The sequence below is a fragment of the Polaribacter pacificus genome, assembly GCF_038024035.1.
Lineage (GTDB): Bacteria > Bacteroidota > Bacteroidia > Flavobacteriales > Flavobacteriaceae > Polaribacter > Polaribacter pacificus.
On record NZ_CP150664.1, the window covers coordinates 660,334 to 672,875 of the forward strand.

Sequence of the window (12,542 nt, forward strand, 5' to 3'; positions counted from 1 at the left end):
CCTATTAATGGTTTTCTCTTATCAGTTTTAAAGTTAAATAATTAAAACGAATGTACAATAAAATTGCTGCTGTAGAAAGACCTGCTAACACACCCATCCAAATACCAAAACTACCATACTGTTCTTCTTTTCCAAAGTAAAAACTAATAGGAAATCCAATTACCCAATACGAAATAAAAGTAATTATAGTTGGTATTTTTACATCTTGGAGTCCTCTTAGCGCTCCTAACATTACCACCTGAATACTATCGCTAATCTGAAAAATTGCTGCGGCAATTAAAAGTTGAGAAGCAATACCTACCACTTCTGTATTGTCTGCTAAGTTTTTTAGATCGTTAAAATCTACATAGAGTTTAGGCAATTGTTTGTGGAATAGAAAAAATAACAGTGCAAAAGTAACAGCAAAAAGTATTGACAATAAAAATATTGAAAAAGCAATCCTTCTTAGTTCCTTGAAGTTTTTTAAGCCCTTTTGATTTCCTACTCGAACCATAGATGCAACACTAAGTCCAGTGGCAACCATAAAGGTCATAGATGACAAGTTTAAGGCAATTTGATTGGCTGCCTGTGGATTTTTACCAAGCAATCCACTAAGCCAAATAGCAGAGGTGAAAATGGCAACCTCAAAAAACATTTGCATGGCACTTGGAGTTCCTAAACTGATAATCTTTTTAATCATAAAAGTATCGAGCACAAAAAACTTAATTTTGGTTACCATCGCCTTAGAATGCTCTTTGATGCTTAATAGCTTCCACAGGTAAGCAACCATGATAAATCGTGATATTAAAGTTCCGTATGCTGCTCCAACGATTCCCATTTCTGGAAAACCAAACTTTCCGAAAATCAATACATAATTTAAAACAACATTCACTACATTGGCTAAAATAGTAGCGTACATAGGGTATCTTGTCATGGACAAACCATCACTAAATTGCTTTATAGCCTGAAAAACCACAAGTGGAATCAAAGAGAATGCAACCAAGTCTAAGTACGGAATCGCCAGTTCAACAACTTCTTCTGGTTGTTTCATTAGGTACATCAAAGGTTTTGCATAAAACACCATCAAAAACAAAGCGATCCCTAAAGAAGTACATAAAAAGAGTCCATTTTTAAAAGTTGCTTTTGCTTGATCAATATTGTGTGCCGCATCAGCCTCGGCTGTTAAAGGCGTTATGGCTGTAGAAAAACCGATTCCAATAGACATGGCGATAAACATAAAACTATTTCCTAAGGATACCGCTGCCAATTCTGCAGTACCCAACTGACCAACCATAATATTATCTACAAAACTAACAAATGTATGTCCCAGCATACCCAACATAACGGGTGCTGCTAATTTTAAATTGTATCTAAACTCTGATGTATAGTGAGCTAATTTCAAGACTACTGTTTTTTTGAGATTGCGAAGATATTCATATTTTTTGGCAATTATTAACAAAAAGGGAATACAATTTATTCGTTAAAAAGCTGTATTTTTGAACACTTAAATTTTAGAACAATGGCTATAATTACGTTAAAAGGAAACAAGATTCAAACTTCTGGAAACTTGGTAGAAATAGGGAAAAAAGCTCCAAATTTTAAATTGACAGCTACTGACTTATCAACCAAAACTTTAGAAGATTTTAAAGGACATAAAATTATCTTAAATATATTCCCAAGTATTGACACAGGTACCTGTGCTGCTTCTGTAAGAAACTTCAACAAAGAAGCCGCAAATCTTAAAAACACAAAAGTATTGTGTATTTCTAGAGATTTACCCTTTGCCCAGGCTCGTTTTTGTGGTGCAGAAGGCTTAGAAAATGTCATTAACTTATCTGATTTTGGAACTGGTGATTTTGGTAAAGACTACGGTCTTGAAATCTTAGAAGGCCCTTTGACAAATTTACATTCAAGAGCCATTATTATTGTTGATGAAAACGGAAAAGTAATTTATACAGAACAGGTTCCAGAAATTACAGAAGAACCTGATTACGCAAAAGCACTAAAAGCAGTAGAGTAATGAAAAACCCAAACGATGGATTTGTAAAAGGAAGACTTCGTAGCATTAAATTTGCGTTTAAAGGAATGTGGCTTTTGCTTACAACCGAAGACAGTATAAAAGTACAATTTAGCGTGGCTGTTTTAGCAATTATTGCTGGGTTCTATTTTCATATTTCTGCAACTGAATGGATGTTTCAATTAATTGCAATTGCATTGGTTTTGGTTGCTGAGGCGATGAATACAGCAGTAGAGAAAATGGCTGATTTTGTACACAAAGACTACCATCAAAAAATTGGATTCATCAAAGATATTGCTGCCGGAAGCCCTGGTTTTGCAGCTATCATTTCTTTGATCATTGCCGGAATCATATACATCCCTAAAATCATTAACTAATTCTAAGCAAATACGTATATTTACATTATTACTTCATTGAATGGCAAAAAAAACAAGCACAAAAAAAACAAGTTCAGCAAAAAAGCCTAAATTTCAAGGCTTAAAGGCTTTTTTTAAAAATCGACAGACTCAAACAGTTGCTGGCTTATTTTTAATTGTATTTGCGCTATTTTTAATCATTGCATTTTTTTCATTCTTCTTTTCTTGGCAAGAGGATCAAAGCACACTTAACCAATTTGCAGATAAAACAATAAAAAGCAAAAACTTACTCGGAAAAATTGGCACCCAACTTAGTGACTTTTTTATCTTTCGTGGTTTTGGTTTGGCTGCCTTTATTATCCCTGTGCTTATCTTTTTAACTGGAATTTCTATACTTTTTAAAGTAAGCCTTAAAACCATTGTTAAAAATTGGAATTGGGGAATCCTCTTTATGTTGTGGATTGCCATTTCTTTTGGTTTTGCAAGCAATAAAATACTCTCTGGAATTGTTGGTTTTGAATTAAATGAATATTTACAAACTTTCTTAGGAAGCACCGGCTTAACCCTATCTTTAGCTTTTATTTTGTTTAGCTATTTGATTATCAAATTTAAAATTACACCAGAAAAAGTCATTGCTCAGATTAGAAGTAAAAAGAAAGAATCTAATCCAGTAGATGAAGCTCCACAAGATGAAGATTTTAAAGACAGCTACCCTACTAAAAGCAATGAAGAACCAATAGAAATTGATTTAGATACTACTAAAAAAACCTCTGAATTTGAATTGTCTGTTAAAGATTTAAAACCGACAATAAGTAATTTTTCTGATGCTAAAGACAGTAAAAAAGAGCAACCTGAAACCGTACCTAAACCTAAGGAGGCTGAAAATGAAGAGGTTGTCATTGATGTAGAAGAGTTGTCAGAAGAAGATCATGTTACTGAAAATTTATCAGATAGGTTGGTCAAAGACTTCGGAGAGTTTGACCCAAAATTAGAGTTGGGGAATTTTAAATTCCCTAGTCTAAATCTATTAAAACAATACAACGAAAGTATATCTATTGATCCTGAAGAACTTGAAGCTAACAAAAATAAGATTTTAGAAACGCTTAAAAATTACAAAATAGGGATTGATAAGATTAAAGCAACTGTTGGTCCAACAATTACTTTGTATGAGATTGTACCAGAAGCAGGAGTTAGGATCTCAAAAATAAAAAACTTAGAAGATGATATTGCGCTGTCTTTATCTGCCTTAGGAATTAGAATCATTGCTCCTATCCCTGGTAAAGGAACCATCGGAATAGAAGTGCCGAATAAAAAATCTACCATAGTTTCTATGCATTCTGTGATTTCTTCAAACAAGTTTCAAGAATCACAAATGGAGTTACCTATTGCTTTAGGGAAAACTATCTCTAATGAAACCTTTGTAGTAGATCTTGCAAAAATGCCCCATTTATTAATGGCTGGAGCTACAGGACAAGGAAAGTCGGTAGGATTGAATGCTGTTTTAGCTTCTCTGCTTTATAAAAAACACCCTGCAGAAGTCAAATTTATTTTGGTAGATCCTAAAAAGGTCGAACTAACTTTGTTTAACAAAATTGAACGTCACTATTTGGCTAAATTGCCTGACACTGACGATGCCATAATTACAGATACTACCAAGGTAATACACACCTTAAATTCACTTTGTATAGAGATGGATAACCGCTATGATTTGTTAAAATCTGCTATGGTTAGAAACATCAAAGAGTACAATGTGAAATTTAAAGCACGTAAATTAAATCCTAATGATGGACATCAATTTTTGCCTTACATTGTTTTGGTAATTGATGAATTTGCAGATTTAATTATGACTGCTGGTAAAGAAGTAGAAACACCCATTGCGCGTCTGGCTCAGCTAGCCAGAGCTATTGGAATCCACTTAATTGTAGCTACTCAAAGACCTTCGGTTAATGTTATTACAGGGATTATCAAAGCAAATTTCCCTGCTAGAATTGCCTTTAGAGTAACCTCTAAAATAGATTCAAGAACCATCTTAGACGCATCAGGAGCTGACCAATTAATAGGTCGTGGTGATTTACTCTATACTGCGGGTAATGACATACAAAGAATACAGTGTGCCTTTATAGACACACCAGAGGTAGAAAAAATTACTGATTTTATTGGATCGCAAAGAGCTTATGCAGAAGCTTATCAACTGCCAGAATACGTTGGTGAAGAAGCTGGCACAACTCTTGATAATGACATCTCAGAAAGAGACAAGTTATTTAGAGAGGCTGCAGAAGTGATCGTAACAGCCCAACAAGGGTCTGCATCGCTTTTACAACGAAAATTAAAACTAGGGTACAACAGAGCTGGAAGATTAATAGATCAATTAGAAGCAGCTGGTATCGTTGGTGGTTTTGAAGGAAGCAAAGCAAGACAAGTACTAATTTCTGATCTTGTTGCTCTTGATCAATTTTTTGAAAATGAACAATCATAGCATGAAAAAACACATAGCATATTATTTTATTTTTAGTTTTTTTACATTAATATCTGGACTGCAAGCGCAGCAAGCGGATGCAAAAACTTTATTAGATAAGGTTTCAAAAACCATGACTTCATACTCAAATATGAGTATTGAATTTTCATCGAGTTTAACTAATGAAGAAGCTGGCATTTTAGAAGGTGATGAACCTCCTATTAAAGGTGATATTATTATTTCTGGTGAAAAATACTTATTAAATTACCTTGGGACTACATTTCTTTTTAACGGAAAAAATTTAGTGGTTATCAATCACGATGAAAAAGAAATCAATATTAATGAAGGTGATTTTGACAATGAAGATGGTTTTATCTACCCATCTAAACTGTTTAGCTTTTACAAAGAAGGATATACTTATAAATTGGGGGCGAAAAAAACCATCAAAGGAAAAAAAATTCAGTTTATAGACCTAACCCCTATTGATAGTGAATCTGAAATTGTACAAGTGCAATTGGCAATAGATATTAAAGTCAATCATATTTATCAGCTAATACAGTTGGGAGCAAATGCTGCTAAAACAACGCTAACCATAACGGACTTTAAGAGCAATCAAAAACTTTTACCTACCACCTTTACTTTAAATAAAGCTGAGTATTTGAAAAAAAACTACAGCATAGACTAAACCGCTGTAGCGCCTAGCTCATGAAAATTTTAGACAAATATATTTTAAAGAGTTATTTAACGCCTTTTTTGGCGACTTTTTTAATTGTTTTGTTTGTGCTAGTAATGCAAGCGCTTTGGCTTGCCTTTGACGATATTGCCGGTAAAGGAATTGACTTAGTTTTTATCTTGCAATTTCTGTACTACACAGCTTTAATTGTTACCCCACAAGCATTGCCAATTGCGGTACTACTCTCCTCTATTATGGCTTTGGGTAATTTGGCAGAAAACTATGAATTTGCAGCTATAAAATCAGCAGGTGTTTCACTTCAACGCTTGGTTAGACCTTTACTTATTTTAACTATTTTATTAAGTTTTGTCAATTTTCTATTCTTAAACAAGGTATATACCTATGCCATGGGAAAGCAAAAAGGACTGTACTTAAATATTAAAAAGAAGAAACCTGCACTGGCATTGGTTGCAGGAAGTTTTAATACAGAAATCCCTGGTTATCATATTAAATTTGACAAAAAATACGGAAAAGATGAAAACCTTTTAGACAATATATTAATATATGATCTGTCAGAAAACAAAGGAAATAACAAGATCATCACTGCAAAAACAGGAAAAATAATATCAGAGAAAGGCAGTAAGTACATGTCATTAGTTTTAAACGACGGTAATTTCTTTGAAGACCATGTAAAAGGAAATTCTGATAAGATGCCTTCCTCTACAGCTACTTTTGACGAATATGAAATTTTAATAAACATTTCTTCTTTTAGCGGTAATGTAGAAATTGACTCCATTAAAAGTTATCAAACATTAAGTTTAGATCAGTTAAATGACACCTTACCTAGTATTAAACTTAATTACGATGAGTACATTGAAGGTAGAGCACTTAATTTGTATCGAAATTCTGACGCAAAAAAACTATACGCTTACCCAGATTCTTTAATCAATAAAAAACTAAAACCCGGTATTTTAGACAATTTTGATTCTCAAGCACAATTGCGAATTTTAAGTGCAGCTGCGCAAAAATCTGACCAAGCAGTTAATATTATCAAAAACAAAAAAACATTTCTGAAATTTAAGAGAACTGTTTTAAACAAATACGAAACGGAATACTACAACAGAATTGCTTTTTCGCTGTCTTGTCTAATCTTATTTTTTATAGGTGCTCCATTAGGGTCTATAATTCGAAAAGGTGGTTTTGGCTTGCCGATGATTCTAGCCATTTGTATTTACGTAGTCTATTTTTTTACAAACACATTTGGAAGAAACTTAGCCGAAGAAAGTTCTGTTACTGCTCTTTTAGGTTCTTGGATTTCTGCAATTATCATGATTCCATTTGCATTTTTCTTAACAAGAAGAGCGACAAAAGATAGGGGTATCTTCAATATTGGTGTATTTTTACAGCCGATTACAAAACTGTTTAAAAAGTTAAACACAAAAAGCAACACAAACGCTATTAGTAACGATGAATAAAATTAAGGAAAATAAAATTCAACTTCATAGTATAGAGGAAGCCATTCAAGATATTCGCAATGGAAAAATTATAATTGTAGTAGATGATGAAGACAGAGAGAATGAAGGTGATTTTTTAGCTGCTGCAGAAAAAGTGAGCCCAGAGATGATCAATTTTATGGCTACTCATGGTCGTGGTTTAATTTGTACACCTATTACAGAAAAACGCGGTAAAGAGCTTCAACTAGGAATGATGGTAAACAACAATACCGATCCTATGGAAACGGCATTTACAGTGTCTGTTGATTTAAAAGGTAAAGGAGTTACAACAGGGATTTCTGCTAATGACAGAGCCTTAACCATAGAAGCAATTACAAATCCAGACACTAAGCCTTTTGATTTGGCAAGACCTGGACATATTTTTCCCTTAATCGCTAAAGAAGGAGGTGTGCTTAGAAGAACTGGACACACAGAAGCCGCCATTGATTTTGCAAGATTGGCTGGGTTTCAACCTGCTGGTGTGATTGTAGAAATCATGAACGAAGATGGAACCATGGCACGTTTGCCTCAGTTGATCAAGGTTGCAAAAAAATTCGACCTAAAGATTGTCTCTATAGAAGACTTGGTTGCTTATAGAATGGAACATGATTCTTTAATTGAAAAGAAAGAAGATTTTGACATTCAAACACGCTTCGGTAATTTTAGACTTCGCGCATTTCAGCAAACCACTAACAATCAGGTTCATATTGCCCTTACAAAAGGAAATTGGGCCAAAAATGAGCCAGTGTTAACGCGTGTAAACTCTACTTTAGTCAACAACGATATTCTTGGAACCCTTACCAACAATGCTGATCATAAATTGGATAAAATGTTTCAGGTAATTAATGATGCTGGTAAAGGAGCTATTTTGTTTATCAATCAACAAAATCAATCACAAAACTTATTAAACAGATTAGAATTACTCAAAAAATCTCAAGAAGAAGGTCAACTAAAAGCACCTCCTATTAAGATGGATCAACGTGATTTTGGAATTGGTGCACAAATCTTACATAATTTAAACATACACAAATTGCGTTTAATTTCTAATTCTGAGCAAGAAAAACGAGTTGGAATGATTGGCTATGGTTTGGAGATTGTTGAGTATGTAAACTATTAATCACCACTACTTATATCGCTTACTTTACAAAGCAAATTACAAAAGCACCTCGCTCCCACTCTCTAGTTCAAACGGAGTAGCACCCGCTTTAAATACTCTAGCTGTATAAGAACCTCTTAAAACAATTAAGGATCCTTGTACTTCTAACCAGCTACCTTCTCTTAAGCCCAAAACAGGGGTTTGATTGAGTGTGTGATATTCTTGTATTCTTGTCTCTCTTGTTTCTCCCATATGAGTAGATCCTTCTATTGGGTCTAAATAATGAGCATTGATGTTAAACGGAATTAACCCCATGGATTCAAAACTAGGCGGATATACAATGGGCATATCATTGGTGTTCATCATAGTTAAACCACAAATATTACTCCCAGCACTGGTCCCTAGATATGGAGTGCCAGCATTCACAGCTGATTTAAGAACTTGCATCATATTGTTTTTATACAATTGATTTACCAATTCAAAAGTATTTCCTCCTCCAGTAAAAATAGCCTCTGCTTTCTGTACAGCTTCTATTGGGTTTTTAAATTCATGAATTCCTTTTACAGTTATATTGAGTGGTTTAAACGCCTCACTTACTCTAGCGGTATAAGCATCATAAGTGATCCCACTAGGCCTTGCATACGGAATAAAAAGGAGTTGTTGAATGCCTTCAAAGAAGGTGCTTAATGCGGGTTGTAAATAAGTTAAATACCCACTAGAATGCACTGTGGATGTACTGGCAATTAGTATTCTTCTCATAATTCAAAAATAGGTGAATTTTATTAGCTATTTTTCTTTCAACTTAATTTAAATTTGGGGTTTAACAAAAATTTACAAGTCTTTTAATAGAGTTTTAAGAGCCACACAATGTTTCTTTGTAGAAGAACTACCAACCTAACGAACCATGCAAAAAAAGGCCTCTGCATTTATATGCGCTTTCTTACTTTGTTTTTCCATAACAGGGCAAGAAAAGAAAATAAGCATCAAAGGGCTTATCAAAAACACCTATTTACTCCCTGTAAAAGACGCACATATCATCAATCTTAATACGAGTAAAGGAACGATTTCAAACAAAGATGGAGAATTTGAAATCCCAGTAAGACTAGGTGATTGGTTAGAAATTACAAATCTGCAATACAAAGTTAAAAAAATTAAAATATCACAAACCAACATTAAAGAAGGTATTATTTTAATTTATTTACTAGAACGCAACAATGAACTAAATGAAGTAGAGCTCAAGAAAAAACTTACTGGTTTTTTAAAACATGATATGATTAAGAAAAAGGCTGATACCACGCCTAAACTAGACAAAGGTTATTATGACTTTTCTAAAATGGACTTTTCTAAAATCCCTCTTGATCATAGTAAAAAGCCACCAAGTTCTCAATTGCTAACAGATCCAGTTGCAAAAGTTGCTGGTGTACCAATTGCTAGTGTTGGGATCCCTGACAAATCTTCTATAAAAAAAAGAGCTCAGCGCAAAGCTTTAGATTTTAAACGCAGTTTAGCAAACAAACTCTTAGAAAGATTGGGAGAGCAATTTTTCTTTACTTCTCTTAAAATTCCAAAAGAAAGTTTTCCGCATTTTATAAATTACTGCAGCTATCTAGGTATAGAGACACTCTTTAAAAAAGATAAGGTCTTAGAATTGATTGCTATTTTTAAAAAAGAGAGTATAAACTATCTTAAAATGATAGAAAAATCAAAATAATGTTGCTTTGCAACTTATTATTTCTAATTTTACTATCCCAATTCATACTATATGAAATCCAAAGTGCTTGTATTCTTTTTAGTAATACCTCTTTTTGCGTTTACTACCCACAAATACTATTTGAGTTTAACTCAGTTAGAATATAATGAAAAGCAAAAATCTTTAGAAATTATTATCAATGTTTTTATTGATGATATCGAAAAAGCATTGGAAGAAATTCACCACAAAAAATTTGAATTGGACACCAAAAACGAGCCCAAAGATTCTGATACTTTTTTTTATCAATATCTCAAAAAGCATGTTCAATTTAAAATAGACGGAAAACCCGTATTGTACGACTTCATAGGAAAAGAATATGATGGAGATATCGTATACTTTTATTTAGAAGTAAAAAACATCAACTCTTTAAAAGAAATTGATGTAACCAATGATATTCTCGTTGCTGAGTTTCCTGAACAACAAAACTTAATCAAATCAAAGGTTAGAGGCAAACACAAAAGTGCCTTGCTTACAAAAAAAGAGCAGCATGCTGTTTTAAAGTACTAAATAATTTACTAATTACAAATCAAAACCATACCATGAAAAAACTCGGTTTACTAGTACTCTCGCTAGTATTTATTGCGTCAGCTTCTTTTGCTCAGGTAAAGAAAACGCAGCAAGGACACACAAATCAAAATAAATTTAGACAACTTAAGGATGTCTTGGCTACACCTACAAGCCAAAGAACTGCTTCTGGAGCTCCTGGAAAGACCTATACACAGCAAAAGGTGGATTATGTAATTGATATTGTTTTGGATGATGAGAATCAAAAAATAACGGGTAGTGAAACAATTACCTATCACAACAATTCAGCAGATGAGTTAAGCTATTTGTGGTTGCAGTTAGATCAAAACATGCGTGCTTCGGATTCAAAAACTCCAGATATTGAACAAAGTAGAATCCCTAAAGGTGTCACAAAGGATGCCTACACAAAAAACTATGAAAGCGCCCCTTTTGATGGTGGATTTAAAATTACCAGCGTTACCAATATTGACGGTAGTGAATTATCTCATACCATTAATCAAACTATGATGCGTATTAATTTACCAAAACCTTTGGCTTCTGGAGAAACTTTCCAATTTAGCGTAAAATGGTGGTACATTATCAATAACCACAGAACGCAAGGAGGTCGCTCTGGTTATGAGCATTTCCCTAAAGATGGAAACAACAATTATGTAATTGCTCAATTTTACCCTAGACTTTGTGTTTATGACAATGTTGAAGGTTGGCAAAATGATCAATTTTGGGGACGAAGTGAATTTGCTCTAGAATTTGGTGATTTTACCGTAAACATAACCACACCTGATGACCACATGCTTGGTGCAACTGGTTTGTTATTAAATGAGAATGAAGTCTTAACAAGAACACAACAAAGAAGATTAGCACAAGCTAGAAAAAGCTATGACAAACCTGTAGTGATTCACACACAAAAAGAGGCTGAAAAAATTGAAAAAAGCAGATCTAAAAAAACCAAAACTTGGAAGTTTTTCGCAGAAAACGTAAGAGACTACGCTTTTGCAACTTCTAGAAAATTTATTTGGGATGGAATGGCTGTAGATATTAACGGTAGAACTGTAATGGCATATTCATATTATTCTAAAGAAGCTAACTCTTTATATGGTGACCACTCAACTAGAGCTGCTGCACAAACATTAAAAACATACTCAAAGTATACGTTTGATTACCCATATCACAAAGCCATTTCTGTAGATGGACAAATGGGAATGGAATATCCAATGATTGCATTTAATCCTGGAAGACCAAACGCTGATGGAACTTATACAGACAGACAAAAATACAGAATGCTTGGAACAACGATTCATGAAGTAGGTCATAACTTTTTCCCGATGATTGTAAACTCTGATGAACGTCAATGGACTTGGATGGATGAAGGTTTGAACTCGTTTTTACAAATGTTTGCACAAATGGACTACGAAGAAGGGTACCCACTTGGAAGAGGATTACCTAAAAACATTGTTAGATATATGAGCGGTGATCAATCTAGAATTGCCCCTATTATGTCTAAAGGTGATAATACCTATAGTTTTGGAAACAATGCTTATGGAAAACCTGCAACAGCTTTATGGATCCTTCGTCAAACCATTATGGGACCTGAGTTATTTGACCATGCTTTTAAAACCTACGCACAACGTTGGAAATTTAAACACCCTACTCCTGCAGATTTCTTTAGAACCATGGAAGATGCTTCTGCAATGGATCTAGATTGGTTTTGGAGAGGTTGGTTTTACACAACAGATGTTACTGATATCGGAATCAAAAGTGTGAAGAAATTTTATACAAAATCATCAACTTCAAAAGATCGTTTAGATTTTGTTGAAGACACTTCTGAAGGAGCAGCATTCACGGCAAAAGACAGAGCAACTTCTAAATATTTTTATCAAGTAACTTTTGATAAACCAGGAGGTTTGGTAATGCCAATCATTGTAGAGTTTACCTATAAGGATGGAACAAAAGATCGCAAAACCTATCCAGCTCAAATTTGGAGATTATCAGATGATCAAGTAACAAAAGCCATCTATTCTGATAAAGAAATTACCAACATAACTATAGATCCAGATTTAGAAACTGCTGATGTAGATGTAACCAATAATAGCTGGCCTAAAAAACAAGAAAATAAATTTAACCAGTTTAAAAAGAATATTAAAGGTTAAAAAAAGCCAAAAAGAGACAAAATACATTTTATTTTGTCTCTTTTTTTTTTA

General features: G+C 33.7%; 11 protein-coding genes. 9 read left to right on the forward strand and 2 right to left on the reverse strand.

The window, feature by feature from the left end; genetic code table 11:
• Window positions 1-4: 4 nt before the first annotated feature.
• Window positions 5-1,381: an MATE family efflux transporter gene (locus WHC90_RS02955; protein WP_188599489.1), complete on the reverse strand. Its 1,377-nt coding sequence runs from the start codon at window positions 1,379-1,381 to the stop codon at window positions 5-7.
• Window positions 1,382-1,498: 117 nt separating this feature from the next.
• Here WHC90_RS02955 and tpx point away from each other — a divergent pair, with 117 nt between their 5' ends.
• Genes tpx through ribB form a run of 6 tightly spaced genes read left to right on the forward strand, consistent with a single transcriptional unit; the run spans window position 1,499 to window position 8,090 of the window.
• Window positions 1,499-1,999 (forward strand): thiol peroxidase, encoded by a 501-nt coding sequence (tpx, locus tag WHC90_RS02960; RefSeq protein WP_188599488.1) that lies wholly within the window; start codon window positions 1,499-1,501, stop codon window positions 1,997-1,999.
• Entirely contained in the window at window positions 1,999-2,373 is a 375-nt protein-coding gene (locus WHC90_RS02965) for a diacylglycerol kinase family protein (RefSeq protein ID WP_188599487.1), read from the forward strand. The genes tpx and WHC90_RS02965 overlap by 1 nt, the downstream gene beginning before the upstream one ends.
• Before the next feature lie 40 nt (window positions 2,374-2,413).
• On the forward strand, window positions 2,414-4,828 hold the full coding sequence (locus WHC90_RS02970; RefSeq protein ID WP_188599486.1) for an FtsK/SpoIIIE family DNA translocase: 2,415 nt from the start codon (window positions 2,414-2,416) through the stop codon (window positions 4,826-4,828).
• Between the two features lies 1 nt (window position 4,829).
• Entirely contained in the window at window positions 4,830-5,492 is a 663-nt protein-coding gene (locus WHC90_RS02975) for a LolA family protein (protein ID WP_188599485.1), read from the forward strand.
• 20 nt (window positions 5,493-5,512) lie between these two features.
• The gene (locus tag WHC90_RS02980) at window positions 5,513-6,955 is read left to right on the forward strand and encodes an LptF/LptG family permease (RefSeq protein WP_188599484.1); all 1,443 of its coding nucleotides are present in this window, start codon (window positions 5,513-5,515) and stop codon (window positions 6,953-6,955) included.
• Complete coding sequence (gene ribB / locus WHC90_RS02985) at window positions 6,948-8,090, forward strand: 3,4-dihydroxy-2-butanone-4-phosphate synthase (RefSeq protein ID WP_188599483.1); 1,143 nt, start codon at window positions 6,948-6,950, stop codon at window positions 8,088-8,090. The genes WHC90_RS02980 and ribB overlap by 8 nt, the downstream gene beginning before the upstream one ends.
• A gap of 36 nt (window positions 8,091-8,126) precedes the next feature.
• On the opposite strand, the gene pepE is transcribed toward ribB, so the two are convergent.
• A complete protein-coding gene (gene pepE / locus WHC90_RS02990; RefSeq protein ID WP_188599482.1) occupies window positions 8,127-8,828 on the reverse strand; it encodes a dipeptidase PepE in 702 nt (233 codons plus the stop codon).
• 145 nt (window positions 8,829-8,973) lie between these two features.
• Between pepE and WHC90_RS02995 the strand changes: the two genes are divergently transcribed.
• Genes WHC90_RS02995 through WHC90_RS03005 form a run of 3 tightly spaced genes read left to right on the forward strand, consistent with a single transcriptional unit; the run spans window position 8,974 to window position 12,491 of the window.
• Complete coding sequence (locus WHC90_RS02995; RefSeq protein WP_188599481.1) at window positions 8,974-9,780, forward strand: hypothetical protein; 807 nt, start codon at window positions 8,974-8,976, stop codon at window positions 9,778-9,780.
• A gap of 51 nt (window positions 9,781-9,831) precedes the next feature.
• Complete coding sequence (locus WHC90_RS03000; RefSeq protein WP_188599480.1) at window positions 9,832-10,326, forward strand: DUF6702 family protein; 495 nt, start codon at window positions 9,832-9,834, stop codon at window positions 10,324-10,326.
• A 32-nt stretch (window positions 10,327-10,358) separates the two neighbouring features.
• The gene (locus WHC90_RS03005; RefSeq protein WP_188599479.1) at window positions 10,359-12,491 is read left to right on the forward strand and encodes a M1 family metallopeptidase; all 2,133 of its coding nucleotides are present in this window, start codon (window positions 10,359-10,361) and stop codon (window positions 12,489-12,491) included.
• Window positions 12,492-12,542: the final 51 nt, after the last annotated feature.

What these genes read in the sequence shown, in the direction of transcription:
- tpx (WP_188599488.1), top strand. Translation starts at nt 1,499, where the DNA reads ATGGCTATAATTACGTTAAAAGGAAACAAGATTCAAACTTCTGGAAAC.
- WHC90_RS02965 (WP_188599487.1), top strand. Translation starts at nt 1,999, where the DNA reads ATGAAAAACCCAAACGATGGATTTGTAAAAGGAAGACTTCGTAGCATT.
- WHC90_RS02970 (WP_188599486.1), top strand. Translation starts at nt 2,414, where the DNA reads ATGGCAAAAAAAACAAGCACAAAAAAAACAAGTTCAGCAAAAAAGCCT.
- WHC90_RS02975 (WP_188599485.1), top strand. Translation starts at nt 4,830, where the DNA reads ATGAAAAAACACATAGCATATTATTTTATTTTTAGTTTTTTTACATTA.
- WHC90_RS02980 (WP_188599484.1), top strand. Translation starts at nt 5,513, where the DNA reads ATGAAAATTTTAGACAAATATATTTTAAAGAGTTATTTAACGCCTTTT.
- ribB (WP_188599483.1), top strand. Translation starts at nt 6,948, where the DNA reads ATGAATAAAATTAAGGAAAATAAAATTCAACTTCATAGTATAGAGGAA.
- pepE (WP_188599482.1), bottom strand. Translation starts at nt 8,828, where the DNA reads ATGAGAAGAATACTAATTGCCAGTACATCCACAGTGCATTCTAGTGGG.
- WHC90_RS02995 (WP_188599481.1), top strand. Translation starts at nt 8,974, where the DNA reads ATGCAAAAAAAGGCCTCTGCATTTATATGCGCTTTCTTACTTTGTTTT.
- WHC90_RS03000 (WP_188599480.1), top strand. Translation starts at nt 9,832, where the DNA reads ATGAAATCCAAAGTGCTTGTATTCTTTTTAGTAATACCTCTTTTTGCG.
- WHC90_RS03005 (WP_188599479.1), top strand. Translation starts at nt 10,359, where the DNA reads ATGAAAAAACTCGGTTTACTAGTACTCTCGCTAGTATTTATTGCGTCA.